Annotated in this window: 17 protein-coding genes; 3 read left to right on the top strand and 14 right to left on the bottom strand. The window is 65.3% G+C overall.

Annotated elements, in window-relative coordinates; genetic code table 11:
- Positions 1 to 465: 465 nt before the first annotated feature.
- The 4 genes from mapR to PQT43_RS11485 all read right to left on the bottom strand — a co-directional run bounded on the left by mapR (position 466) and on the right by PQT43_RS11485 (position 4,239).
- Positions 466 to 1,875 carry a GntR family transcriptional regulator MpaR gene (gene mapR, locus PQT43_RS11470; protein WP_053151441.1) on the bottom strand — a complete coding sequence of 470 codons (1,410 nt, stop codon included), beginning with the start codon at positions 1,873 to 1,875 and terminating at the stop codon, positions 466 to 468.
- Positions 1,876 to 2,030: 155 nt separating this feature from the next.
- Positions 2,031 to 3,446: a cytochrome c oxidase accessory protein CcoG gene (ccoG, locus tag PQT43_RS11475; RefSeq protein WP_102863435.1), complete on the bottom strand. Its 1,416-nt coding sequence runs from the start codon at positions 3,444 to 3,446 to the stop codon at positions 2,031 to 2,033.
- A gap of 208 nt (positions 3,447 to 3,654) precedes the next feature.
- A complete protein-coding gene (locus PQT43_RS11480; RefSeq protein WP_253085495.1) occupies positions 3,655 to 3,888 on the bottom strand; it encodes a DUF3203 family protein in 234 nt (77 codons plus the stop codon).
- A gap of 171 nt (positions 3,889 to 4,059) precedes the next feature.
- Positions 4,060 to 4,239 carry a hypothetical protein gene (locus tag PQT43_RS11485; RefSeq protein WP_102863437.1) on the bottom strand — a complete coding sequence of 60 codons (180 nt, stop codon included), beginning with the start codon at positions 4,237 to 4,239 and terminating at the stop codon, positions 4,060 to 4,062.
- Between the two features lie 204 nt (positions 4,240 to 4,443).
- Between PQT43_RS11485 and PQT43_RS11490 the strand changes: the two genes are divergently transcribed.
- The 3 genes from PQT43_RS11490 (at position 4,444) to glgB (ending at position 12,157) form a co-directional block, all read left to right on the top strand.
- Entirely contained in the window at positions 4,444 to 6,438 is a 1,995-nt protein-coding gene (locus PQT43_RS11490) for an alpha-1,4-glucan--maltose-1-phosphate maltosyltransferase (RefSeq protein WP_267268269.1), read from the top strand.
- Between the two features lie 137 nt (positions 6,439 to 6,575).
- The gene (gene treS, locus PQT43_RS11495) at positions 6,576 to 9,926 is read left to right on the top strand and encodes a maltose alpha-D-glucosyltransferase (protein WP_272753945.1); all 3,351 of its coding nucleotides are present in this window, start codon (positions 6,576 to 6,578) and stop codon (positions 9,924 to 9,926) included.
- Complete coding sequence (gene glgB, locus PQT43_RS11500) at positions 9,923 to 12,157, top strand: 1,4-alpha-glucan branching protein GlgB (protein ID WP_110596902.1); 2,235 nt, start codon at positions 9,923 to 9,925, stop codon at positions 12,155 to 12,157. The genes treS and glgB overlap by 4 nt, the downstream gene beginning before the upstream one ends.
- A 57-nt stretch (positions 12,158 to 12,214) precedes the next feature.
- Here the strand turns inward: glgB and PQT43_RS11505 are convergent, their stop codons facing one another.
- The 10 genes from PQT43_RS11505 to glgA all read right to left on the bottom strand — a co-directional run bounded on the left by PQT43_RS11505 (position 12,215) and on the right by glgA (position 26,428).
- Complete coding sequence (locus PQT43_RS11505; RefSeq protein WP_102879199.1) at positions 12,215 to 13,192, bottom strand: autotransporter domain-containing protein; 978 nt, start codon at positions 13,190 to 13,192, stop codon at positions 12,215 to 12,217.
- Between the two features lie 214 nt (positions 13,193 to 13,406).
- Positions 13,407 to 13,550, bottom strand: coding sequence for a hypothetical protein (locus PQT43_RS11510; protein ID WP_253085497.1), 144 nt, complete (start codon positions 13,548 to 13,550; stop codon positions 13,407 to 13,409).
- 45 nt (positions 13,551 to 13,595) lie between these two features.
- Positions 13,596 to 14,414 carry an endonuclease/exonuclease/phosphatase family protein gene (locus PQT43_RS11515; protein WP_102879200.1) on the bottom strand — a complete coding sequence of 273 codons (819 nt, stop codon included), beginning with the start codon at positions 14,412 to 14,414 and terminating at the stop codon, positions 13,596 to 13,598.
- Between the two features lie 84 nt (positions 14,415 to 14,498).
- Positions 14,499 to 15,257, bottom strand: coding sequence for a PIG-L deacetylase family protein (locus PQT43_RS11520; RefSeq protein ID WP_102863443.1), 759 nt, complete (start codon positions 15,255 to 15,257; stop codon positions 14,499 to 14,501).
- Positions 15,258 to 15,591: 334 nt separating this feature from the next.
- Positions 15,592 to 17,751: a glycogen debranching protein GlgX gene (gene glgX / locus PQT43_RS11525; RefSeq protein ID WP_272753946.1), complete on the bottom strand. Its 2,160-nt coding sequence runs from the start codon at positions 17,749 to 17,751 to the stop codon at positions 15,592 to 15,594.
- A gap of 115 nt (positions 17,752 to 17,866) precedes the next feature.
- Complete coding sequence (locus PQT43_RS11530) at positions 17,867 to 18,166, bottom strand: DUF2934 domain-containing protein (RefSeq protein ID WP_102879202.1); 300 nt, start codon at positions 18,164 to 18,166, stop codon at positions 17,867 to 17,869.
- Positions 18,167 to 18,187: 21 nt separating this feature from the next.
- Complete coding sequence (locus tag PQT43_RS11535) at positions 18,188 to 20,974, bottom strand: malto-oligosyltrehalose synthase (RefSeq protein WP_272753947.1); 2,787 nt, start codon at positions 20,972 to 20,974, stop codon at positions 18,188 to 18,190.
- Positions 20,971 to 23,052: a 4-alpha-glucanotransferase gene (gene malQ / locus PQT43_RS11540; RefSeq protein ID WP_272753948.1), complete on the bottom strand. Its 2,082-nt coding sequence runs from the start codon at positions 23,050 to 23,052 to the stop codon at positions 20,971 to 20,973. Before malQ ends, PQT43_RS11535 begins: the two co-directional genes overlap by 4 nt.
- Positions 23,049 to 24,845, bottom strand: coding sequence for a malto-oligosyltrehalose trehalohydrolase (gene treZ, locus PQT43_RS11545; protein WP_110653228.1), 1,797 nt, complete (start codon positions 24,843 to 24,845; stop codon positions 23,049 to 23,051). The genes malQ and treZ overlap by 4 nt, the downstream gene beginning before the upstream one ends.
- A gap of 14 nt (positions 24,846 to 24,859) precedes the next feature.
- Positions 24,860 to 26,428, bottom strand: coding sequence for a glycogen synthase GlgA (gene glgA, locus PQT43_RS11550; RefSeq protein ID WP_267268263.1), 1,569 nt, complete (start codon positions 26,426 to 26,428; stop codon positions 24,860 to 24,862).
- Positions 26,429 to 26,920 lie beyond the last annotated feature (492 nt).

The raw sequence follows: 26,920 nt of genomic DNA on the forward strand, positions 1-26,920 counted from the left end.
CCTGCCGGGTTACCCACGGCTCAATGCCTGCGTTCGGCCATCGTGGTTAACGGGGCGTTCAGATCAAGATCAAGAGCAAGATGGCGGCCTGGCGGCCGGCCTTGTTTCATTTGTCCTTTACAGGGCGACGTGGCTCTTGGCAGGGCGAAGGTCCTGCGGACCTTTTCGCAGCTTCGCAGGCTCAGCAGCGGCTACAGGGCCAATGCCGAACGGGGTTGTGTAGCCGCTGCCGCAGGCTGCGAACGGCTCCGCAGGAGACGCGGGGATCTTAAGGCCGCCCAAGATCGGCAGGCGATCGCCAAGCAAGGTCCTGCGGACCTTTGCGCAGCTTCGCCGTGGCTCAGCAGCGGCTACAGGGCCAATGTCGATCGGGGATTTGTGTAGACGCTGCCGCAGGCTGCGAACGGCTTGGGCGGCATTCCGAGGCAGCAGACGCTAAACCTGCTACCCCCTGCGCCGCACCACTCAAAAGGAGCGGATGATCCGCCCCAGGGTTTCCATGGCCTGTTCCGCCGCTTCGTTCCAGGGGCTGCCGTAGTTCAGGCGGATGCAGTTGCGAAAGCGCTGGGTCGGGGAAAAGATCGGTCCGGGGGCGATGCTGATGCCCTGGGCCAGGGCCATCTGGAACAGTTTCAACGAGTCCATCTGCGGTGGCAGTTCCAGCCACAGGAAGTAGCCGCCCGCCGGCTGGCTGACCCGGGTCTGCGCCGGGAAGTAGCGGGCAATCGCCGCCAGCATGGCGCTCTGTTGTTCTTCCAGGGCGTAGCGCAGTTTGCGCAGGTGGCGGTCGTAGCCGCCGTGCTGCAGGTAGTCGGCAATCGCCGCCTGGGCCGGCATCGAGGCGCACAGTGAGGTCATGAGTTTCAGCCGTTCGATTTTCTGCGCGTAACGCCCGGCGGCCACCCAGCCAATGCGGTAGCCGGGGGCCAGGCTCTTGGCGAAGGAGCCGCAGTGCATCACCAGGCCTTCGGTGTCGAAGGCCTTGGCCGGTTTCGGCGCTTGCTGGCCGTAGTACAGCTCGGCGTAGACGTCGTCTTCGATCAGTGGCACTTGATGCTGGCGCAGCAGTTCCACCAGTTCCTGCTTCTTGGCCTCGGGCATGCTCGCGCCCATGGGGTTCTGGAAGTTGGTCATGCACCAGCAGGCCTTGATCGGGTGCCGCTCCAGGGTCTGGGCCAGGACGCCGAGGTCGATGCCGTCTCGCGGGTGCACGGGTATTTCCACCGCCTTGAGCTTGAGCCGTTCCAGCACTTGCAGGCTGGCATAGAAGGCCGGGGCCTCGATGGCCACCAGGTCGCCGGGCTCGGTCACGGCCTGCAGGCACAGGTTCAGGGCCTCCAGGGCGCCGTTGGTGATCAGCAGCTCCTCCATGGGCAGCATCAGCCCGGCCACCATGTAGCGCAGGGCGATCTGGCGGCGCAGTTGCGGGTTGCCCGGGGACATGTCGGTGACCACCACCCGCGGGTCCATCTCGCGGCTGGCGCTGGCCAGGGAGCGGGACAGGCGTTGCAAGGGGAACAGGGTCGGGCTGGGGAAGGCCGAGCCGAAGGGCACGGTGCTCGGGTCCTTGATCGAGTCGAGCACCGAGAACACCAGTTCGCTGACATCGACTTCGGTGGATTCGTTGACTTCGCTGCTGATCACCGGCTCGGAGAACGGGCTCGGTGCGTGAGCATTGACGAAGTAGCCGGAGCGCGGGCGGGCACGGATCAGGCCGCGACGCTCCAGCAGGTAATAGGCCTGAAACACGGTTGACGGGCTGACCCCGTAGGTCTGGCTGGCGTAGCGCACCGAAGGCACGCGCTGGCCAGGGCCCAGGACCCCGGAGCGGATCAGTTCGGCGATGTCGTCGGCGAATTTTTCGTAGCGTTTCATCTGCGGTGCAAGATCCAGTCTGGTCATCGGGTCTAGGTGTTCAGATTCGCAAGGGAGGGCTCGACGGCCAGGGTGGGGGCCATGGCGGCGTCGAGTACAGGGTTCCCGTGGCCGAGGGACGGCAGCAGGCTCCCTGGCCACGGCATTCTAGAGGCTCAGCGGTTCATCGGCGCAACAAAACGGCTTTTGGCGATGGCGTAGACGCTTGGCTCATCGCTGTCGGCGACCTTGAAGCTGATGGCCTGGGAGCTGCTTTGTGGGCGGTCCTGGGTCATCGCCACCGAGACCGGCAGGTCGGTGATTTCGCCCGGGGCCAGGCTCAGTTCGGTCTTGCCCTGCAGTTCGAAACCATCGCCATCCACCAGGGCCAGGCGGTAGTTCTGGCGCTCCTGGGTCTTGTTGATGATCTTCAGGCTGTAGATGTTCTCGATCTGCCCCAGGGCGTTCTCGCGGAACAGGCCACGGTCCTTGCTCACGTCCAGGGACACCATCGGCCGTTGTACCAGGGCCAGGGCCAGGGCGCCGATCATCACCAGCAGCACCGCGCTGTAGCCCACCAGGCGCGGCCGCAGCAGGTGAGTCTTGCCCCCTTGCAGTTGGTGTTCCGAGGTGTAGGCGATCAGGCCCCGGGCATAGCCCATCTTGTCCATGATCGAGTCGCAGGCGTCGATGCAGGCGGCGCAGCCGATGCATTCCATCTGCAGGCCGTCGCGAATGTCGATGCCGGTAGGGCAGACCTGCACGCACACCTGGCAATCGATGCAGTCGCCCAGGCCGACGTCGGCGGGCTTGACGTCACGCTTGCGCGGGCCGCGGCTTTCACCGCGCACCGGGTTGTAGGAAATGGTCAGGGTGTCCTTGTCGAACATCACGCTCTGGAAGCGCGCATAAGGGCACATGTGCATGCACACCGCCTCGCGCAGCCAGCCGGCGTTGATGTAGGTGGCCGCAGCGAAGAACAGCACCCAGAACAGACTCAGGCCACCGATCTGCAGGGTCAGCAGTTCCTGGGCCAGAGGGCGGATCGGGGTGAAGTAGCCAACGAAGGTCAGACCGGTGAGCAGGCTGATGCCCAGCCACAAGGTGTGCTTCATGGCCCGGCGGGCCAGCTTGTTCAGGCCCCAGGGCGCAGCTTGCAGCTTGATGCGCTGGTTGCGTTCACCTTCAGTGACCTTCTCGCACCACATGAACAGCCAGGTCCACGAACTTTGCGGGCAGGTGTAGCCGCACCAGACCCGGCCGGCGAACACCGTGATGGCGAACAGGCCGAAGGCGCAGATGATCAGCAGCGCCGAGAGGAGGATGAAGTCCTGAGGCCAGAAGGTCGCGCCGAAGATGTGGAACTTGCTTTCGGCCAGGTCCCAGAGCACCGCTTGGCGGCCGCCCCAGTTCAACCAGACCGTGCCGAAGAACAGCAGGAACAGGAAACCTGCGCCGGTCATGCGCAGGGTACGGAACAAACCGGTGAAGCTACGGGTGTAAACGTGTTTGTCGGTGGTCTTCGACTTCATCTGTTTAGGGGGTGAAGGTTCGAAGGTCTCTACTAATCGGACGGGGATTCTTTCGCTCATGGTCGTTCGCTCATCAGCCTCCATCAGGCCGCGCAACTATGACCACGGATCTGTTTGCATAACAGACTCAGGTATTTGATAAAAAACCGTATCAGATGAGCCTTTACGGTGCCCCTGCGACAACTTGCTGCACCCCCTCAAGAGCCACCAGGGAAGGCCGCAGGGGCCTCTGGCACAGGCCTTCGCGGCGAGCCCTGATCCAGATCAGTCAAATCACCGAATCACCGTCGGTGGCCTTCAGATGGCGCCGACCGTCGGTGGCGCCTGCTACGGTCAAAGCATCGGCTTCTGCTTCGGTGACGTAGATGCGTTCTCCCGCCAGCTCCACCGCCGACATGGATTTGGCACTGTCGGTGATGACGGTCAGGGCGCTGGCGGGAAGGCGTTGGTGGAGGGTGTCGGTGTCGATGTAGCAGGTCTGGTTTTCGATGCGCAGGCTCATGATGCGTACCTCTTGGCAATGGGCGTACAGATTAGGCTGCAGGGCCTGGCCAGGGTTCGGCAGCGGCGATCAACGGTGGTCGTTGCAGGCCGCGGGTGCAGGAGCCGGCTGCCGGCGAACAGGCCCGTCAAGAGGGCGGGCGTTTTGGCCGGCAAGCTGGCTGCTGTGGTGTCAGCGGGTCGACGCTCCATGCGTGACCACCACCGGCGGCATGGTATTGGGAGGATCGCCCTTGGGCGGTGGGGTGGTCTCTGGTGGTTCCTGCTCGGGAACCGGTTGCGGCTCGCTGGGGGGCAGGGTCGGTTGGTCGATGTTCGGATCGGGAGTTTCTGCCGGGATCGGGATATTCATCGCTGTGGCCTCCTTTGTGCTTGTCGATGCACGGGCTCTCTGGGTGGACCTTGGGAGCAGGGAATTGATTCCCGTCGATTTGGCCAGCGATCGCGGTGAACTTTCGCCGATGCCGGTGGCTCGGAAACAAGGTGCATTGATTCATCGGGGCGCTGGGCGCCCTGCGACCAGAGCGTCCATGGCGCATTAAAGGGGTGATGCTCAATGACTGCAGAAAAACCGACTGAACAGCAATTCCAGGCGCAGTTGCCCTTGTCTCAGGCCTTGTTGCTGCCGCGCATTGCCATCGAGAACACCCGCCCGGTCCTCGACGGCGGGCAGTTCGCGGTCAAGGCGGTGGCCGGCCAACAGGTCGAGGTGACGTGCAAGGTGTTCGCCGACGGCCACGACAAACTGGCCGTGCGGGTGCGCTGGCGCGAGGAGCAGCAGGACGCCTGGAGCAGCCAGGCCCTTGAGGACCAGGGCAACGACGGCTGGCTGGGGCGCTTTCCCGTGCCCACCGTGGGTCGCTATCGCTTTTGTATCGAAGCCTGGATCGATCAGTTCGCCAGCTACTGTTACGAACTGGAGAAAAAACACCGGGCCGGGGTGCCGGTGAGCCTGGAGTTGCAAGAGGGGCGGACTTCGGTGCAGCAAGCCGCCGAGCGTAGCGAAGGGCCGTTGCGCGAGCGGTTGCTGGCGCTGCAACAACAGCTTGCCGGCTTGCTGGAGACCGAGCAGGTCGCCTTGTTTCTCAAGGATTCCAGTGCCCGGCTGATGGCCGAGGCCGACCACCGGCCCTACCTGAGCCTGAGCCCCGAGTACCCGCTGGATGTGGAGCGGGTACAGGCGCAGTTCGCCAGTTGGTACGAGCTGTTTCCGCGCTCGATCACCGAGCATCCGTCCCGCCATGGCACTTTCAACGACGTCCACTCGCGACTGTCGATGATCCATGACATGGGCTTCGACGTGCTGTATTTCCCGCCCATCCATCCCATTGGCCGCAGCCACCGCAAGGGGCGCAACAACGCGTTGACGGCGGCCCCGGGCGACCCCGGCAGTCCCTACGCGATTGGCAGCGAGGAGGGCGGCCACGAGGCGATCCATCCGCAGTTGGGCAGCCTGGATGACTTCCGTCGTTTGGTAGCCGCCGCTGCCGATCACGGCCTGGAGATCGCCCTGGATTTCGCCATCCAGTGTTCCCAGGACCATCCCTGGCTCAAGCAGCACCCGGGCTGGTTCAACTGGCGCCCGGACGGCACCATCAAGTACGCCGAGAATCCACCGAAGAAGTATCAGGACATCGTCAACCTTGACTTCTATGCTGCTGACGCCATACCCAGCCTGTGGCTGGAACTGCGGGACATCGTCATCGGCTGGGTCGAGGAGGGGGTCAAGACCTTTCGCGTGGACAACCCCCACACCAAGCCGCTGCCGTTCTGGCAATGGCTGATCGGCGACGTGCGCCGCCAGCACCCGGAGGTGATCTTCCTCGCCGAGGCCTTTACCACCCCGGCGATGATGGCGCGCCTGGGCAAGGTCGGTTACACCCAGAGCTACACCTACTTCACCTGGCGCAACACCAAGAGCGAGCTGGCCAGCTACTTCAGCGAGCTCAATCAGTCGCCGTGGCGCGAGTGCTTCCGGCCGAACTTCTTCGTCAACACCCCGGACATCAATCCGGCGTTTCTGCATGACTCGGGGCGCCCGGGGTTTCTGATCCGCGCGGTGCTGGCCAGCATGGGCTCGGGACTGTGGGGCATGTACTCCGGGTTTGAACTCTGTGAATCGGCACCGGTGCCGGGCAAGGAGGAGTACCTGGATTCGGAGAAGTACGAGATCCGGCCCCGGGATTTCAACGCCGCCGGCAACATCATTGCCGAGATCGCCCAGCTCAACCGCATCCGCCGGCAGAACCCGGCGCTGCACAGTCACCTGGGGCTCAAGCTGTACAACGCCTGGAACGATCAGATCCTGTACTTCGGCAAGCGCAACGCCGAGGGCGGCAACTTCGTCCTGGTGGCGGTCAGCCTCGATCCCTTCAATGCCCAGGAGGCCCATTTCGAACTGCCGCTGTGGGAGCTGGGGCTGGCTGACGATGCCGCCACCCAGGGGGAGGACCTGATGAACGGCCATCGCTGGACCTGGTACGGCAAGACCCAATTCATGCGCCTGGAACCGGCGCAACCCTTCGGCATCTGGCGCATCAGTCCCCTGTAGGAGCCGGCTTGCCGGCGAAGAGGCCCGTGAGCCTTGCGCCGGGCTGGCTGACGCCTTCGCTGGCAAGCCAGCTCCTACGGTTGTCGTGGCGCATCGGTAGGTGCGTCGGCGCTCATTCATTTTTTCAGGAGTCCGACATGGCCAAGAAACCCCGCTCAGCGACCTTTATCAAGGACCCGCTCTGGTACAAGGACGCGGTGATCTACCAAGTGCATGTGAAGTCCTATTTCGATTCCAATAACGACGGGATCGGCGACTTTCCAGGGCTGATCGCCAAGCTCGACTACATCAAGGAGCTGGGGGTCAACACCCTCTGGCTGTTGCCGTTCTACCCCTCGCCACGCCGTGACGATGGCTATGACATCGCCGAGTACCGCGGGGTCAGCCCCGACTACGGCACCCTGGCCGACGTCCGGCGCTTTATCGCCGAGGCCCACAAGCGCGAGCTGCGGGTGATCACCGAGCTGGTGATCAATCACACCTCGGACCAGCACCCCTGGTTCCAGCGGGCGCGCAAGGCCCGGCCCGGTTCGGCGGCGCGCAACTTTTACGTGTGGTCCGACGACGAGCAGAAATACGCCGGCACGCGGATCATCTTCCTGGATACCGAAACGTCCAACTGGACCTGGGACCCGGTGGCCGGCCAGTACTTTTGGCACCGTTTCTATTCCCACCAGCCGGACCTCAATTTCGACAATCCCCAGGTGATGAAGGCGGTGCTCTCGGTGATGCGCTACTGGCTGGACATGGGCATCGACGGCCTGCGCCTGGACGCCATTCCCTACCTGATCGAGCGCGATGGCACCCACAACGAGAACCTGCCCGAGACCCACGACGTGCTCAAGCAGATCCGCGCCGAGATCGACGCCCACTACCCGGATCGCATGCTCCTGGCCGAGGCTAACCAGTGGCCGGAGGACACCCAGCTGTACTTTGGCCAATCAACCAATGGCGACGACGGCGACGAATGCCACATGGCTTTCCACTTTCCACTCATGCCGCGCATGTACATGGCCCTGGCCCAGGAAGACCGCTTCCCCATTACCGATATCCTGCGCCAGACCCCGGAGATTCCGGCCCACTGCCAGTGGGCGATCTTTCTGCGCAACCACGATGAGCTGACCCTGGAAATGGTCACCGACAAGGAGCGTGACTATCTGTGGAACTACTACGCCGCCGACCGCCGGGCGCGGATCAACCTGGGGATTCGCCGGCGCCTGGCGCCGCTGATGGAGCGCGACCGGCGGCGCATCGAACTGCTTAACAGTCTGCTGCTGTCGATGCCTGGCACCCCGACCCTGTATTACGGCGACGAGATCGGCATGGGCGACAACATCTACCTGGGGGACCGCGACGGCGTGCGCACGCCGATGCAGTGGTCCATCGACCGCAATGGCGGCTTTTCCCGCGCCGACCCGGCGAGCCTGGTGCTGCCGCCGATCATGGACCCGCTGTATGGCTATCAGTCGGTCAACGTCGAGACCCAGTCCGGCGATCCCCACTCGTTGCTCAATTGGACCCGGCGCATGCTGGCGGTGCGCAAGCAGTCCAAGGCCTTTGGCCGGGGCACGCTGAAGATGCTGTCGCCGAGCAACCGGCGGATTCTGGCCTATACCCGGGAATACACGGGGCCTGACGGCAAGCAGGAAATCATCCTCTGCGTGGCCAACGTCTCGCGCAGTGCCCAGGCGGCGGAACTGGACCTGTCGGCCTTCGCTGGCATGGTGCCGGTGGAGATGCTCGGCGGAAATGCCTTTCCTCCCATCGGCCAGTTGAGTTTCCTCCTGACCCTGGCGCCCTACGGCTTCTACTGGTTCGTTCTGGCGGCAGAAAACCAGATGCCCAGCTGGCATGTGGAACCGGCCCAGAGCCTGCCGGACTTCACCACCCTGGTGCTGAAAAAACGCCTCGAAGAATTGCTCGAAGCGCCATCGCGCACCACGCTGGAGCACAGCGTCTTGCCCCACTGGCTGCCCAAGCGCCGCTGGTTCGCTGGCAAGGACAGCGCCATCGAGCAGGTACAGATCGCCTACGGTGTAGGTTTTGGCGATCCCCAGCATCCCGTGCTGCTCAGCGAGATCGAGGTCACCAGCGATGGGCAGCGCCAGCGCTATCAACTGCCCTTCGGCCTGCTCGCGGAAGAGCCGCTCGGCAGTGCCTTGCCTCAGCAACTGGCCATGGCCCGGGTGCGGCGCGGGCGCCAGGTCGGGCTGATCACCGACGCCTTCGCCCTCGACAGTTTCGTGCGCAGCGTGCTGCAGGCCCTGCAGGCGCAGACCCGGCTGGACAGTGCTGCCGGGCAGATCCGTTTCGACGGCACCGAGCGGTTGGCCGAGTTAGGGCTGACCGGCGACTCCGAGGTGCGCTACCTCTCGGCGCAACAGTCCAACAGCTCGGTGGTGGTGGGGGGCAGCCTGGTGCTCAAGCTGATTCGCAGGGTGGAAGGAGGCATTCACCCGGAACTGGAAATGGGCGCCTTCCTCACTGCCGCCGGATTCCGCCATATCTCGCCCTTGCTGGGCTCGGTGGTGCGCCGCGATGAGCAGGGCGAGGATCATCTGCTGATGATCGCCCAGGGCTACCTGAGCAATCAGGGGGATGCCTGGGAATGGACCCAGAACAACCTGGAGCGGGCCATCCGCGATGAGTGGGCGCAGGCCATGTCCGAGCAGGAACAACACTACAACGCCCTCGGGGAGCTTGAGGATTTCGCCGGCCTGCTGGGGCAGCGCCTGGGAGAAATGCACCTGTTGCTGGCGGCCCCCGACAGCCCACCGGACTTTGCACCGCAAGTGAGCACCCTCAAGGACACCCAGGCCTGGAATCGTCAGGTGGCGGCACAAGTGGAACGGGGGTTGCAGTTGCTCCAGCAGCATCAGGGCGAGCTGAGTCCTGGCGACCAGAAACGGGTGAGCCGATTGTTGCAGCACAAGACGAAAATCCTCGGTCACATCCAGCAACTGGCCAGGCAGTTGGTGGGTGGGCTGCGGATCCGGGTGCATGGTGACCTGCATCTGGGGCAGGTGCTGGTGGTCAAGGGCGATGCCTACCTGATCGACTTCGAGGGTGAGCCGGCGCGGCCTCTGGCAGAGCGTCGGGGCAAGCACAGCCCGTACAAGGATGTCAGCGGGGTGTTGCGCTCCTTCGACTACGCTGCCGCCATGGCCCTGGAGACGCCAGCGGTGGAGGGCGCGCAGGTGGCCGAGCAGGCCCGGCAACGGGTGGTCCGTCGTTATCTGCAGGAGGCGCGGCAAGCCTTTGTCCAGGCGTATCGGCTGGCGACGGCTAGTCTTGCCCATGAGTGGCAGGACCCGGCGGCTGCGGATGCCGCACTGGCCCTGTTCAGTCTGGAGAAGGCCGCCTATGAGCTGGCCTATGAAGCGGAAAACCGGCCCACCTGGCTGCCTGTGCCCTTGCACGGCCTGGTGGGGCTGTTGCGTGAACTGGAACCCTTTTCCGATCTTGAGCGTGATGGAGAGCAGTCATGAGTGTCTCGAACAAGGAACAGGGAAAGAACCAACCGGCATTGCTCCCTTCAGCCGAGGTCATCGATGCCTTGGTGCGGGCCGAGCATCCTGATCCGTTCGCTGTGCTCGGGCCCCACGGAGACGGTGCCGGCGGGCAATTCATCCGGGCCTATCTGCCCGGCGCCCTGAGCGTGCAGGTGCTGGACCGGGAGCAGCAGCAAGTGCTCGGCAGCCTCCACGCCGCCGAAGTGCCCGGGCTGTTTGCCGGGCATTTCAGCCAGAGCCGGCCCTATCTGCTGCGGGTGCAGTGGGCCGGTGGCGAGCAGGTCAGTGAAGACCCCTACAGCTTCGGCCCGTTGCTGGGGGAGATGGATCTGTATCTGTTCGCCGAAGGCAATCATCGGGACCTCGGCTCCTGCCTGGGGGCGCAACCGACCACCGTGGACGGCGTCCAGGGCGTGCGCTTTGCAGTCTGGGCGCCCAACGCCCGGCGGGTCTCGGTGGTGGGGGACTTCAATATCTGGGACGGGCGGCGCCACCCCATGCGCCTGCGGCATCCCTCCGGGGTCTGGGAGCTGTTCGTTCCGCGCCTGCAACCTGGAGAGGCCTACAAGTACGAGATTCTCGGGCCCCAGGGCATCCTGCCGCTCAAGGCCGACCCCATGGCCCTGGCCACCCAGTTGCCGCCGGACACCGCGTCCAGGGTCGCCGAGCCCTTGCAATTCCACTGGCAGGATCAGGCATGGATGCAGGCCAGGGGCGAACATCAGCGAACCGATGCGCCCTTGTCCATCTACGAGTTGCACGCCGGCTCCTGGCAGTGCGAAGTGGATGACCTTGGGGAAGTGGCCCGCCAGTACAGTTGGGCCGAGCTGGCCGAACGCCTGATCCCCTACGTCAAGGACCTGGGCTTCACCCATATCGAGCTGATGCCGATCATGGAACACCCCTTCGGCGGCTCCTGGGGGTATCAACCGCTGTCACAGTTCGCCCCCAGTGCCCGCTATGGCTCGCCCCAGGATTTCGCTGCCTTTGTCGACGCCTGCCACCAGGCGGATATCGGCGTGATCCTCGACTGGGTGCCGGCGCACTTTCCCACCGATACCCATGGCCTGGCCCAGTTCGACGGCACCGCGCTCTATGAGTACGGCAACCCCCTGGAGGGCTTTCACCAGGACTGGGACACCCTGATCTACAACCTCGGGCGCACGGAAGTGCACGGTTTCATGCTGGCCTCGGCGCTGCACTGGCTCAAACATTTCCATGTCGACGGTCTGCGGGTGGATGCGGTGGCCTCGATGCTCTATCGCGACTATTCGCGCAAGGCCGGTGAATGGGTGCCGAACCGTCACGGCGGCCGCGAGAATCTGGAAGCCATCGACTTTCTGCGCCACCTCAACGATGTGGTGGCCCTGGAAGCGCCGGGCGCCCTGGTGATTGCCGAGGAATCCACCGCCTGGCCCGGGGTCAGCCAGCGCACCGACCAGGGCGGCCTGGGCTTTGCCTACAAATGGAACATGGGCTGGATGCATGACTCCCTGCATTACATCCAGCAGGACCCGGTGTACCGCGCCCATCACCACAACGAACTGAGCTTCGGCCTGGTGTACGCCTGGTCCGAGCGTTTCATCCTGCCGATCTCCCATGACGAGGTGGTGCACGGCAAGCATTCGCTGATCGACAAGATGCCTGGCGATCGCTGGCAGAAGTTCGCCAACCTGCGGGCGTACCTGAGCTTCATGTGGGCCCATCCGGGCAAGAAACTGCTGTTCATGGGCTGCGAGTTCGGCCAGTGGCGCGAGTGGAACCACGACCAGCAACTGGACTGGTACCTGCTGCAGTACCCGGAGCACCGGGGCGTGCAGCAATTGGTGGGCGACCTCAACCGGCTGTATCGCCAGTACCCGGCGTTGCATGACCAGGACGACGTGCCCCAGGGTTTCCAGTGGCTGATCGGCGACGATGCGATCAACAGCGTCTATGCCTGGTTGCGCTGGAGCAAAACCGGCGAGCCCTTGCTGGTGGTGGCCAACTTCACCCCGGTGCCGCGCCAGGCCTACCGCGTCGGCGTGCCGCTGGCGGGACGCTGGAGCGAGCTGCTCAACAGCGATTCGCAACTCTATGCCGGTTCCAACTATGGCAATGGCGGCGAAGCCTTCAGTGAAGAACAGGGCAGCCATGGCCAGGCCCTGTCCCTGGTGCTCAACCTGCCGCCCCTGGCGGTGTTGATCCTGCGCCCCGACAGCCTTTAGCCGCGGGTGGCCGGTAATGGTCAACATCAGGCCATTACCGGCACCGTCCTGGGTGCATCACCAACGCATGCGCACGCCCAGGCTGCCGATCAGGCCATTGAGGTCGTTGTCATCCACATCGCTGCTGTAGTCGGCACTGACGTACAGGCTCACGGCGGGGGTGACCCTGGCCACCAGCCCCAGGCCAACCTCTACGGTGGAGGATTTGCGGCTGCTGCTGATCTTGTCCACCTGGTCCAGGCTCAGGGTCTCGCCGCTGTAGACCGTATGCCAGAGGTTGGTGCGCACATAGGGTTCCAGGGGCAGGCCGTGGACGTCATAGCGCCCTTGCAGGCGCGCGCCGACCCGGCCGCTCCAGGCGTTGAGGTCGTTACTGCTATTGCCACCGTCCAGGCGAATGCGTTGGTTGATCACCTGGGCCTGGGGTTCGATCACCCAGTTGTCACTCAGGCCTATGGCCACGCCGCCCTGCACGGAAAAGGTCATGGCGTTGCCTTCGGTGGTCATGCCCCGGCCCTGCTCATTGCGACTGAAACCGCTGACCCGGCCGCCGCTGGCGGACATGTCCAGGTGCCAGCCCTCGGCACCCTGCAGCCTCCAGAAGGCGCCCAGGCCTTGTCCCTGGACGCTGAGCCCGGCATTGCGTGGGTCGTTGACGGTGCTCGGGGCGCTGCCTTGGGTGAGGGTGTAGGTGTTGGGGGTACTCAGCAGGCCGATCTGTTGGGTGGTGCCGTTGTTCTGGATGCTGTAGAGCAGGGGGCCTTTGCGCGGTTCGCTGCCAGCGCCGGGCAGCGCCAGGTAGCCGACTTCAAGGTGCGTCGGCAGGCCGGGCCGGTCCAGGACCGCGAAGTCGCTCGGTCGCGGGCTGCCCAGGGGTGGGGCGCTGATCGGCAGGCTGCTCAGGGTTGAGGGGTACCCGGTGTTGTCGGTGTCCTCCCCCGGGGACGCCGCGACCTCCATGGAGCACAACAGCAAGGATGTGTACAGGCTGCACAAGGCGAACGGCAGAGGGCTTGAGGTGAGTGAGGTATTCATGGAGGCCTACCTTGCAAATGCATGCTTTATCTCGTTGGGGGCGCCTCTCCCACCCCCGTTCGAGAGGCAGCCGGATTCAATCGGGTAAAGTCCGCCGACCCGCTCTGCAGCAGGTTTTTTCGGCCCTTTCCCGGTTACTTTTTCCAGGGGTGGTCATTGGTAGCTAAGGAGAGAGCAGGGGGCTCGTCAAGAAAATGACTGACAAACGGAAGGGTTATTTTTGGGCGGCCAAATCACTGAAAAATGGCACTTTGTCCGGATGCCAGGGATGTGAGGTGGGCAGGGCGATCAGGGGCGACTCCAGCCCGTGGATTTGCTCGTCGCCAGGGTTCAGCAGGTCGACCAGACCTGCTGCCACTGGGCGGCACCGCCCCGGAATCCGTGAGCCGGGACGATCGCGGTTTTAGCGTTCATCGCTCGATGTCCGCGGTGCGGCCACGGGCGGCAGTTGCACCTCCACCGCCAGGGGCAGGTGATCGGAGAGGTGGGTCCAGGGCTTGTTGCCGAGGATCTGTGGCCGGTGGCTGCTGGCATTGCGCAGGTAGACCCGGTCCAGGCGCAGCAAGGGCCAGCGCGCGGGGTAGGTCTTGGCCGGGCGGCCGTGATGGCGTTCGAAGGCTTCGTGCAGGTCGTCGCGCCGGCCCAGGGCGACATTGCCGTGCATCTGCCAGTCGTTGAAGTCGCCGGCAATGATCACCGGCGCGTCCTCGGGCAGGGATTCGAGCAGTTGGCAGAGCAGCGCCAGCTGCAGTTGCCGGTGGCTTTCCAACAGGCCGAGGTGCACGCAGATGGCGTGCACCTCGGCGTATCCGGGTACATCCAGGACACAGTGCAGCAAGCCGCGGCGCTCGGGGCCGGTGATGGAAACATCCAGGTTGCGGTACTGGCGGATCGGGTACTTGGACAACAGGGCGTTGCCGTGATGACCGTCGGGGTACACCGCATTGCGTCCGTAGGCGTAATCGCTCCACATGCTGTCGGCGAGAAACTCGTACTGCGACTGCTGCGGCCAGTTGTCCAGGCGCGACGCATGGCGTTCATGCTCGCCCAGCACTTCCTGGAGAAACACCAGGTCGGCCTGGGTGCTGCGTACCGCTTCGCGCAGCTCCGGGAGAATGAAACGTCGGTTGAGGGCGGTGAAACCCTTGTGGGTGTTGACGGTCAGGATCTGCAGACGCTGGATGCTTCCCGGCTGGGGCTGGCGGGTGGACTCGCTGCTCACGCTCACTCCTGTGAATCAGTGACGGTTTCTCATGGGACTGATGGCCGGCACTCGCGTTCAGGTTATTTTCCGCCCGGGCCCGGCCTACATCAGGATGATTTCGTAGGGCAGGCGCAGGCGCTCCAGCAGAATCGGCGACAGCGACGGTTCCAGGCCGATTTCCGGTTCGCCCTGCAGCTGGCTGGCATAGGCGTGGGCCGCGTGGCGCTTGCGGGCCACGGTCCAGGTGTCCAGGCGCAGCTTGCGTGCCCGCTGCCAGGGAATCTGGTGCTCCTCGCGCGAGGACCAGTGCCAGGCCCAGATCGGAATCTCGTAGAAGCGCGCGCCTACCTGGCCGGCAGCCTTGGCCGCGGCCCGGCCCACGGCTTCGTGATCGAGGTTGCCGTCGCCGCGCCAGGTGCTGAACACCACGTCGCTGTCGCGCAGGTAACGGCTGATGAATGGTGCCAATTGCTGTTCGCGCTCGCTCAGGGCACTGTCGGCAAAGCCACCACGAATCCACTTCAGGCTGTGCAGGGGCAGCCCCAGGCGGCGCAGGGCCTCGGCGCTTTCCTGGGGCCGGAACACGCTGAGGCGGCGCTTGGGCCACAGCTCGGAACCTGGGTGACTGGCGCTGCCGTCGCTGATGGAGATCAGTTGCAGGGGGTGGCCATGGTGGGCCAGCACTTGCAGCAGGCCGCCGCTGGCCACCACTTCATCGCCGGGGTGGGGGGCGATGATCACGGCCCGGGAGCCGGGTGGAACCAGATTGCCGAGGTTGATGGGGGGAACGTCGGCCAGGTGGCGGGCACCGTTCCAGATCTGGCTGGGCCAGCTGTTGTCTATTGCGGTTATGGCTTTCATGAGGTGTCACATCCCTGTTTTCCGGGTCACGGCAATGAGGCCTGAACATCCGTTCAGTGGCGACCCTGGGTTTGCACGTACGCTGATTCCATGGCATCTGCCTCAGCGTCATGTACCGGTGCTCCATACCTTTGGGGCACCCTGATCCGAGCGCAATCATACTCAGCCCGTGGCTGCCTACACAGAGGGTTGAGTTGAATTTGTCGATTGCGACCCGTTTCTCAGGGTAGTCGCATTTTGTTGCCAGGCCCGAACTCCTGACGAATGCCTGGAATTTGCCGACGCTTGGCTTGTCGGCCAAGGCGGCATCGAGGGCGCGCTGCAAGGCTGGCGCTCAGTCGTCCTGTTCATGCTCAAGCTCGAAGAACAGCAGCGATCGCCCGGTCACCGAGTACTCGTGGCCAAAGGCGAAGCGCTCCTGGCCGTGCACCGCCGGCTGGTGGGTGTCGAGCATGCAGGTCCAGAACTCACCGGCCGGCACTTGCGGCAGGCGGAAGTTGACGATGTCGTGGTGGGCGTTGACCACCAGCAGCACCGTGGCGTCGGACCCGGGGCGGCGGATGCCGGTTTCCTGGGCGCGGCCGTCCAGCAGCATGCCCAGGCAGCGGCCATGGGCATCCTGCCAGTGCTCGGTGGTCATTTCGTTGCCATCGGGAGCCAGCCAGGTGACGTCCTTGACGCCGATGTCCTCGTTGTAGTTGCCCACCAGGAAACGCCCGCGGCGCAGGATCGGGTAGCTCAGGCGCAGCTTGATCAGGCGCTTGACGAACTTGAGCAGCGACTTGCCGTCGGCATCCAGGTTCCAGTTGATCCAGCCGATCTCGCTGTCCTGGCAGTAGGCGTTGTTGTTGCCATGCTGGGTGCGGGCGAATTCGTCGCCGGCCACCAGCATCGGCGTCCCCTGGGCCAGCAGCAGGGTGGCGAAGAAGTTGCGCATCTGGCGCAGGCGCAGGGCGTTGATCTCGGGGTCGTCGCTGGGACCTTCGACGCCATGGTTCCAGGACAGGTTGTTGTTGCTGCCGTCCTGGTTGTTCTCGTCATTGGCCTGATTGTGCTTGTCGTTGTAGGACGCCAGGTCGCGGAGGGTGAAACCGTCGTGGGCGGTGACGAAGTTGAGCGAGGCATAGGGGCGGCGGCCGCGCTGGTTGAACATCTCCCCAGAGGCGGTCAGGCGCCCGGCAAAGTCCGCCAACTGGCCGTCGTCGCCTTTCCAGAAGGCCCGCACCGTGTCGCGGAAACGATCATTCCACTCCACCCAGCCCGGTGGGAAATTGCCCACTTGATAGCCGCCGGGGCCACAGTCCCAGGGTTCGGCGATCATTTTCACCTGGCGCAGCACCGGGTCCTGGCGGCAAGCCACGAGAAAGCTGTGGCGCTCGTCGAAACCATCGTGGTAGCGGCCGAGGATGGTCGCCAGGTCGAAGCGGAAGCCGTCCACGTGCATTTCCGTGGCCCAGTAGCGCAGGGAGTCGGTGACCATCTGCAGCACGCAGGGATGGCTCAGGTCCAGGGTGTTGCCGGTGCCGGAATCGTTGATGTAGAAGCGCTTGTCGTCGGGCATCAGGCGGTAGTAGGAGGCGTTGTCGATGCCGCGCATGGACAGGGTCGGGCCTTGCTCGTTGCCTTCGGCGGTGTGGTTGTAGACCACGTCCAGCAGCACCTCCAGCCCGGCCTCATGCAGGTGCGCGACCATTTCCTTGAACTCGGCGATCTTGCCGCTGGACAGGTAGCGCGGGTCCGGGGCGAAGAAGGCGATGCTGTTGTAGCCCCAGTAGTTGGTCATGCCCTTGTGCAGCAGGTGCTGGTCATTGACGAAGGCATGGATCGGCAGCAGCTCCACCGACGAGACGCCAAGCTTGCGGATGTGCTCCAGCACGTCGTCCACCATCAGCCCGGCAAAGGTTCCCCGCAGGTGTTCCGGCACTGCGGGGTGGGTCATGGTGAAACCGCGCACGTGGGTCTCGTAGAGGATGGTCTTGTCCCAGGGCACGCTGACCCGATGGTCGTGGCCCCAGGTATGGGCCGGGTCGATGACTTTGCACTTGGGCACGAAGGGCGCGCTGTCCCGTTCATCAAAGCTGAGGTCGGCGTCAGGATGGCCGATGGTGTAGCCGAACAGCGCCTCGGACCATTTCAATTGGCCCACCAGCTGCTTGGCATAGGGGTCGATCAACAGTTTGTTGGGGTTGAAACGGTGACCGTTGGCCGGCTCATAGGGACCGTGCACTCGGTAGCCGTAGATCAGCCCGGGGTGAGCGTCGGGCAGGTAGCCATGGAAGATTTCGTCGGTGTACTCGGGCAGTTCGATACGTTCGAGCTCCACTTCGCCGGCAGCGTCGAACAGGCACAGTTCGACCTTGGTGGCATTGGCCGAGAACAGTGCGAAGTTGACGCCCAGGCCATCCCAGGTGGCGCCCAGAGGGAAGGGCAGGCCTTCACGGATGCGCGAGGGTTCGTTCTCGGGAGTCGGCGGAGTCTGCTTGGATCTGCTCATGGTTGCTCCTGCAAAAAGGATCAGGGGCCCCGCCGTGGGTTTTCCAGGGCGAAGCCATCCAGGGTGGCGTGCGGGCGCGCCACCGGTTCAGGGCGATAGAGGGGCGGGAGTGTCGTCAGTGGGCTGGCGGCTTGCGCGGTGCCCGGGGTTTCTTCGGCGCCGCAGGCTTCTCTCCCGGCGGCACTACCACCGCGGCGGCCGACTTGGCCTTGGGTTTGCTGGCGCTCTTGCCGGGCGGACTGGCGGCGGCAGATTTGCTCTTGGCGCCCTTGGGCGGCTGGCTCGGGGCCAGGGCCTCGGCCTCGGCGAGCTTGCGGGCCATTTCCCAGTGTCGGGCTTCGTGGCCCTCCGGTTTCCCTTCCGACTCCCAGATCTGATAGGCGAATTCACGTATGCGTTTGTCGTCGGTACTCATCGCAATGCTCCTGGACTGAACTCAATGTTGAATCAAAAGGTTGAGTGGAAAGTCTTGCAATACGGCGCTGATCAGCAATTCCTTGTGGGGTGTGACTGCTCCGGTTGAAAAAAGTCCATTCAGGTTGCGGCCCGAAGCGGTGAACGGTAGTTGCACCCGGGTATCGCCCCATCGCTGCGCATCCACCTTGGGGATTGCACTGTCATCCAGCAGGCCGGCGACCTGGATCGGCACTATCACCACGGCTCGTTGCTCCTGGTATTCACGCATGAACGCCAGCACCCGGCCGGCTTCCTGCCCCAGCACCGTCAGCGGCTGGTAGCTGCCGCGCTGGAACAGCTGCGGGTACTGACCGCGCAGGCCCAGGGTGCGGGCAATCAGGCCTTGCTTGATGCGTCCGTCACGCCACTGGGCCAGCCACTGCCGAGGATCGCGCGGGCTGTCCAGGGCCCGTTGCCGGGCCGGGTAGTCCGGCAGTCGGCGGTTGTCCGGGTCCACCAGGCTGAAGTCCCAGAAGTCGTTGCCCTGATACAGGTCCGGCACCCCTGGTACGGTCATGCGCAGCAAAGTTTGCGCCAGGCTGTTGAGGGCGCCGCCAGGGGCGATGCTGTTGGCTGCCGCCGCAAGCGACTGGCGCAGGGCCAGGCCTTGCGGCGAGACCAGCACGGCGCTGACAAACGCCTGAACGCCCTCTTCGTAATCAGGATTGGGGGCTGCCCAACTGCTGTGCAGCTTGGCTTCACGCAGGGCCTTGAGTTGCCATTGCCAGATGCGCTGGGTATAGCGCTCCAGGCCCGGCTGATCCTCGGCCTGCAAATCCAGGGGCCAACTGCCCAGCAGGGTCTGATAGAGGATCAGTTCATCGCCTGCCGAAGGGGCGTCGGGGTGCTGGTGCAAGGGGGCAGCCAACAGCCGCCAGCTGGCCACTTGGCGGGCATACCAGGGGGCCCGCTCACTGAGCAGGGCCAGGCGCGCGCGGCTGTCTTCGCCGCGCTTGTGGTCATGGGTGGCGCTGGTCAGCAGGTTGTCGGGGAAGCTGTCCAGGCGCTGCTGGCAAGCGCTGTGGAAGGCCGAGATCGGCGCGCTGAACTGTTCGCTGTTGAAGCCCACGTCATTGCGCGCCAGGAGCACCGCGGAGCGGTAGAAGGCGGTGTCTTCCACGGCCTTGGCCGCGGCCGGCGAGGTCAGTTGCTGGAAGCGCACGCAGGCGTGGCGCAGCAGCTTGCGCGCCCGGCCCGGTGGTTGCCGGCGCCAGCCCTGGCCGCCGAGCCAGCGCTCCAGGCAATCGAGTACCGGCCAGTCGGTTTCGCTCAGGCGGCCTCGGGCGCCGTCCATGGCCTGTTGGAAAAACCGCTGGTCCTGGGGCCCGCGGCCCAGGGCACCGATGTAGGTGCGGTACACCGGAAAGTGCACGATCAGCTCCTGCAGCGCCCGGCGGATGGCCCCCAGGGTCAGGTCGCGGCTCATCAGGTCCAGCCGCGCCACTTGCAGCAGCGCCTGGGCCACGTTTTCAAAGTCACCGGCCAGGGAACCGTTGAGGATCTGCTGGCGTGCCTGCAGGGCTTCCTCGCCGAACTGCGGCGACCGCTGGCTGTGCCGGCTCCACAGCTCTGCCAGCAGCGGCTGGCCGGCGGGGGCCTGTTGCAACAGCGACAGCTGGTTCATGAATTCGTAGCCGGTGCTGCCGTCCACGCCCCAGTCGCGATGCAGGGTCTCGCCCGCGCCGAGGATCTTCTCGACGTAGATCGGCAGGTGCTGGCCCGGACGCAGGCGGTCGACCCGGCGCCGCAGCTTGCGGCAGTAACCCCGGGGATCGGCCAGGCCATCGATGTGGTCGATGCGCAGGCCATCCACCAGGTTTTCTTCGATCAGCTGGAAGACCTTGGCGTGGGTGGCTTCGAACACGGCCGGGCGTTCGACCCGCAGGCCCCCCAGTTCATTGACGTCGAAGAAACGCCGCCAATTGATGTCATCGGCTGCGGTGCGCCAGCTGGCCAGACGGTAGCTCTGTTGTTCCAGCAACTGATGCAAACGGGTGAAGCCGCCGGCCTGGCGCGAGTCGTAGCCTTGCAAGTGGGCGTCGATGGCCTGGCGCACTGACGGCTGGCGCAGTTGGTGTGCCAGGGCTTGTTGCAGGCGCCGGGCCTGGGCATGGGCGGCGCCGTTGAAGCGCAACGCCGCAAAACCGTCGGCCAGGGATTTCAGGGCGCCGCTGGACTCGGCGTCCAGCGGCTCCGGAAGTCGCAGCAGTGGTGCGTAGTCCCAGGGGCAGATGGGAAAGCAATGTTCGTGGTGCTGTACGTGAAAGCCCCCCAGGTCGTCGTCCAGGCGCAGCTTCAAGCGGCCTTCCTGCAGCGCCACGCCATAGTCGCTGTCGAGGAACGGCAGGAGCAACTGGCCTTCCATCAGCGGGTCCGCGGAGTGCCACTGGATATCGAAGAATTCGCCATAGGGGCTCAGCCGCCCCCATTGCAGCAGGTCCAGCCACCAGGGGTTGTCGCTGCCGCCCACGGCCATGTGGTTGGACACGATGTCGAGGATCAGGCCCATCCCTTGTTGACGCAGGGCCGCCACCAGGCGCCGCAGGGCCGCTTCGCCCCCCAGCTCCGGGTTGATCTGGGTCGGGTCCACCACGTCATAGCCGTGCTGGGAGCCAGCCCGGGCCCGGAGCAGGGGTGAGGCATAGAGATGGCTGATGCCCAGGCGGGCGAAGTAGGGCACCAGGGGTACGGCGTCGTCGAGGGTGAAGCCTTGATGAAACTGCAGGCGCAGGCTGGCCCGCAGCAAGGGCAGGGACGGCAGGTTCATCGGTCACGCTCTAGGGCTTGTTGCCGGGCACAGGCCAGCAGTTCCAGGCGCCGGGCGGCATCGCTGTCGTCCAGCAGGCGTCGGCTGGCACTGGCCAGGCGACGGCGCCAGTTGGGGTGGCTGTCGAGGGTGCCGGGCAGGTTGGCCTGTTCATCGATGCCCAGGGCATCTTCCAGGGGCAGCAGCACCAGGGGCGCACGGGTATGGCCAAGAAAGCGCACGCTGGCGTCCAGCACTTGGTCGGCTTCGTGGGCCTCTTGGTGAAAGTTCTGTGGGTCCTGGGCCAGGGCCTGGCGCAGGCCGTCACGCTCGCGCTGGCGGTGTTCGCGCCATTGTCGCGCGCCCTGTTCATCCACCATGCCCAGGCGCAGGTTCCAGTCGATGTCGCGGCCCTGCCACCAGCCGTTGAGGGTGGGCAGATCGTGGGTGCTGGTGGTGGCCAGGGCGTTGTCCGGCCAGTCCAGGATCGGCTTGAAGTGGCAGCCGTGGTCCTGTTCGAACAGCAGCACGCGCATGCCGAGCATGGCCCGGGCGGCGAGCTTTTCCCGCAGGCCGTCGGGCACCGTCCCCAGGTCCTCGCCGAGGACAATGGCCTGGTGCCGATGGGATTCCAGGGTCAGCAGGCGCAGCAGATCGTCCACCGGGTAGTACAGGTAGGCGCCGTCGCAGGGCGGCGCTCCCGACGGGATCACCCAGAGCCGTTGCAAGCCCATCACATGGTCAATGCGCAAGCCGCCGGCATGGGCGAAGTTGGCCCGGAGCATTTCGATGAAGGCGCGATAACCATGGCGCTGCAAACCTTCGGGAGAGAAGGCACAGATGCCCCAGCCCTGGCCCTGGCGATTGAGGATGTCCGGTGGCGCACCCACGGTCAGGGACGCCAGCAACTGCTCCTGGCGGCTCCAGGCCTGGCTGCCACCGCCGTCGGCACCCACCGCCAGGTCGGCGATCAGGCCGATGCCCATGCCGCTGCTGTGGGCCGCGCTCTGCGCCCGTTCCAGGCTGCGGGCGATCAGCCACTGGCAGAAGGCATGGAAGCCGATTTCATGGGCCTGCTCCTCGGCGAACCGGGCCAGGGCCGGGCTCGCCGGGTTACGCCAGTGTTGCGGCCAGTGACGCCAGTCCAGGTCTTCGCCGCGGGCGGCGCGCTCGGCCTGGATGGCCTCGAACCGGCAGTGGTTTTCCAGGGCTTCGCCGGCGCTGCGGCGATAGCTGGCGAAGTCCTCGTGCAGGGGGTGCTGGCCGTGGCAGAAGCCTTCGTACAGGGCGCGCAGTGCTTGTTGCTTGGCCTGGGCCGCCTGGGGCCAGTCGATCAGTGGTTGCTGCTCCAGGGCTTGCAAGGTCTGGCCAAGGCCACAGGATTCGATGGCGCTGCGCCAGGCCCGGTCGCCGAGAATGGCCCCGGGAGCGGCGTACAGGCTGTTGAGAAACAGCCGGCTGGAGGGTGAGTAGGGGCTGTAGCGCTCAGGATCGCTGTTGAACATGGCGTGCAGCGGGCTGATGGCCAGGGCATCGGCGCCGCGCTCGGCGGCTTGCCGGGCCAGCTCTTCCAGTGCCTGGGTATCGCCGAATCCACCGTCACCGGGGCGGCGCAGGGCATACAGCTGTACGCTCAGGCCCCAGGCTCGCGGGGTCGGCTGGCCCACGGCGTCGGCCACGCTGTAGCAGCGTGCGGGGGCCACCGCGAGGGTGAAGTGTTCCTCCTCGATGCGCACCGAGTGGTAACCCACCGGGATCTGCCCTGGCAGCACGCTCTGTTCATCGAGCTGCAACGACAGCGGTTCGCCGTTTTCCAGCTCGATGGCACAGCGGGTCCCGGGTGCGAAGTACCGGGCCAGGTCCAGGCCCTGGCCGACGTCGGCGGTCAGCAGCGGTGGCAGGTGCCGGCTTTGCTGCAGTTGGTGCAACTGCTGCAGGCTGTCGGCGATTTCCTGGTCGCTGTCGGCAGGGTGGCCCAGGCCCGCCAGCACGGCCCGCAACACCCGGGCCTCAACCTTTTGCGGTCGGCCGTTGGCGTCGATCCAATCCACTGCCAGGCCGGCGCGGCTGGCGAGTATTTCCAGTTGCGCATCGCTCATCGGCGTTCTCCATGGGGGGCGGTGGGGCAAGGCCCGCTGTCCAGTTGCACCACTGCGCTGAAGGCGGGTAACCAGCCCTGCTGCCAGTGTTCAAGGGCTCGCGGTGGGTGTTCAAACCACAGTTGTGCTGTTGCTTCGGGCTCCAGTTCGACCCGGTGTGGGCTGAGGTTGAGGTCGATGCGCAGCAGGCTGCCGTCACCCAGGCGCCAGCGTGCGCTCAGGGCGCCTTCGGCCAGCACCCGGGTGTCCAGGGCCTGGGCGCCGGGCAGGCGCGGGATCAGTTCGCGGTGGCGGATACGCAGCAGGCTGCGGTACAGCTCACGGGTCGTCTCGGCCTGTTGCGACTGGGGCCGGGGCCGTGATGCCTGGAAGGTCGAGGGGGCGTTGGGATCGGGGATGCGCTGGCGCTGGGCGGCGTCGGCAAAGGCGCTGAAGGCGGCGAACTCGTTGCGCCGGCCCTGGCGCACGGCCTCGGCCAGTTCCCCCTGGTGGCTGGTGAAGAACAGGAACGGCTCCTGGGCCGCCACTTCATCGCCCATGAACAGCAGCGGGATCATCGGCGACAACAGCAGCAACACCGTGGCCGCCTGCAGCGCCTGGGTCGGCGCCAGCTGGTTGAGGCGCTCGCCAAAGGCCCGGTTGCCGATCTGGTCGTGGTTTTGCAGGAACAGCACAAAGGCGCTGGGGGGCAGGTGGCCGCTGGGTTCGCCCCGGGATTGGCCGTGGCGGTTGGCATGGCCCTGGAAGGCGAAGCCCTGGCTCAGGCAGCGGGCCAGTTGCGCGGTGGGGTCGTCGGCGAAGTCGGCGTAGTAAGCGTCGGTTTCCCCGGTGAGCAGCACGTGCAGGGCGTTGTGCCCGTCGTCGTTCCACTGGGCGTCGAAACCCTGCTGCAGCAGGCTGGCCTGGTTGAACTCGTTTTCCAGGTTGAGCCACACCTGGCGCGACGCCGGCACCGCCTGGCGTACCCGCTGGGCCAGTTCATGGAGAAAGTCCGGGTCGTCGATGGCGTGCACGGCGTCCAGGCGCAGGCCGTCGAAACGGTACTCCAGCAGCCACATCAGGGCGTTGTCGATGAAGAAGTCGCGTACTTGTCGACGGCGGAAGTCGATGGCCGCGCCCCAGGGGGTGTGCAGATCCTCGCGGAAGAAGCCCTTGGCGTAGCGCTGCAGGTGGTTGCCGTCGGGGCCGAAGTGGTTGTAGACCACGTCGAGGATCACCGCCAGGCCCAGGCCGTGGGCGGCGTCGATCAGGGCCTTGAGGTCGTCGGGAGCACCGTAGGAGGCTTCCGGGGCGTAGGGCAGGACGCCGTCGTAGCCCCAGTTGCGCTCGCCGGGGAACTCCGCCAGGGGCATCAGCTCGATGGCGGTCACCCCCAGGTCCACCAGGGCCGGCAGGGCCTGCTGCACCGCCAGGTAGCCGCCCATGACCCCGACATGCAGTTCGTAGATCACCGCCTCGTGCCAGGGCCGGCCACGCCACTGGGGCTGCTGCCAGGCGTAGGCGTTGTGGTCGACCACCAGGCTGGGGCCATGCACATCGCCGTCCTGGGCCCGGGAGGCCGGGTCCGGCACCTGGATCTGCCGATCGATGGTGTAGCGGTAGCGGCTGCCCGCCGGGCAGCGTGCCTGAGTCACGAACCAGCCGTCGGCCTCGGGCCGCATCGGCAGTGACTGGCCGTCCGCCAGTGCAACGCTGACCTCACGGGCATCCGGGGCCCACAGGGCGAACCGGGTGTGCTCGCTATCCAGCATCACTGCGCCGTGGGTCCAGCTGTGCAGGGTGCTTGATGGCATGGGTCCAGGCCCCTTTATTGTCGGGTGGCCTGCCCCAGGGCCTTGGCCACCAGTTGTTCGTAGAGTTCGGCGTAGGGTTCCACCGCCTTGCACCAGTTGAACGGGGCGGCCATGGCCCGGCAGCGCATGGCGTTGAGCAGCGCTGGATAGGCGAAGACCTTGAACGCCCGGGTCAGCGCCTCCTGGTAGCTGGCGACCGTGGATTCGTCGAACAGAAAGCCGGTGACACCATTCTCGATGGTGTCCGCCAGGCCGCCGGTGTTGCGCGCCACCGGCAGCGAACCGAAGCGCTGGGCGTACATCTGGCTCAGCCCGCAGGGCTCGTAGCGTGACGGCATGAGCAGAAAGTCGCTGCCGGCGAACATGCGCCGGGCGTCGGTTTCATTGAAGCCGATATTGACCCCGATGCGCCCGGGAAAACGCCGGGCCAGGGCGCGCATGGATTGTTCCTCTTCCGGTTCCCCGCGGCCGATGATGGCGATCTGGCCGCCGTTGGCGACGATGAATTCGGCCACGCCCTCGGTGAGGTCCAGGCCCTTCTGGTAGACCAGCCGCGAGACCACGGCGAACAGCGGGCCGTTGCTGGGGTCGAGACCGAACATCTGCCGCACATGGGCGGCGTTGGCCGCCTTGCCGTCCCAATCACCCATGCTGAAGGGGCAGAACAGGTGCGCATCGGTGGCTGCGTCCCAGCTTTCGTCGATGCCGTTGGGGATGCCACTGAGCAAGCCTTGCTGGGTCTTGCTGGCGAGAAAACCGTCGAGGCCGCACCCGAAGGCCGGGGTAGTGATTTCCTGGGCGTAGGTGGCGCTCACAGTGGTGATGTGGCTGGCGTAGGCCATGCCGGCCTTGAGGAACGACAGCTTGCCGTAGAACTCCATGCCTTCCTGTTGCAGGGCGTGTTCGGGGATGCCCAGCTCCGGGCACGAGGCCAGGCTGACCACGCCCTGGTAGGCCAGGTTATGGATGGTGAACAGGGTCGGGGTGCGCTGCCCGCGCCAGTGCATGTAGGCCGGGGCCAGCCCGGCGGGCCAGTCGTGGGCGTGCACCAGGTCGGGGCACCAGTGGATCTGCGCCAGGTTGGCGGCGATGTCGGCGGCGGCCAGCCCCAGGCGGGCAAAGCGAATGTGGTTGTCGGGCCAGTCGCGGCCATTGTTGGCGCCGTAGGGCGTGCCTTCGCGCTCGTACAGCTCCGGGCAGATCAGCACATAGATCACCAGGCCGTCGGGCATGTCCATGCGCCCGATCTTGCAGGCCGGCAGCGCCGCGTGGCCCCCCAGCTCGCCGATGATATGGATGGGGTTCTCGCTGTGCAGCACCTGGGGATAGCCGGGAATCAGCACCCGCACATCGTGCAGCTGGGCCATGGCCCGGGGCAGGGCGGCGGAGACGTCGCCCAGGCCGCCGGTTTTCACCAGATCGGCGATTTCCGAAGTGACGAACAGCACCCGCTTGCGGTTGGGATTCTGACGAGCCAGCGGCAGCAGGGTCTTGCCTCCAGGGATGGAAATCGCCTGGGGGGCACGTTCACCGGCCTGCTGTTGAGGATGCTCTCCCTGAGTGTCCAATGCGGCGCTGATCATAGGTCTCTCCCGTTTTATTGATCTGTTCTGCTGTCTCAAGCGCTGCTGTCGGGCCATTCCTATGGCCGGGCGCAATTGCGCCACACATCGATCAGCCTGAGCTGCTCGAGCGCTGCAGCAGAAAGGGTGGAGGAGCCGTTGCAAGGAATGCACCAGTGGCAGCGACCCTACCTTTAACCTGACCTTGGGCCGACGCGAAAAGTTTCGACTTTTTCAATGCCAAAGTGACCGCTCGGTCACAATGCGAAAATCAGTCTAGGACAGAACCTAGAGCGGTGTCGGGCAGAGCGGGGCGTTGATTCGGCGCGGGCGCAGGGCGACGGATCTATCCCGACGAAAGGTCGGCCGTGCACCGCAGCAGAGCGCGGGTGAAATGGCCTCGGCGCGAAAACGGTGAGGGCGCGCCAGGGGTTGGTGCAGATCGCTGGTGGCCTTGCCCGAAAATGGGCAGGGCCCCGGGGATTTGTTTGCGACCCAAGGTCCGGTTGAGCG

The organism is Pseudomonas sp. BLCC-B112 (genome assembly GCF_028550695.1).
Lineage (GTDB): Bacteria > Pseudomonadota > Gammaproteobacteria > Pseudomonadales > Pseudomonadaceae > Aquipseudomonas > Aquipseudomonas danubii.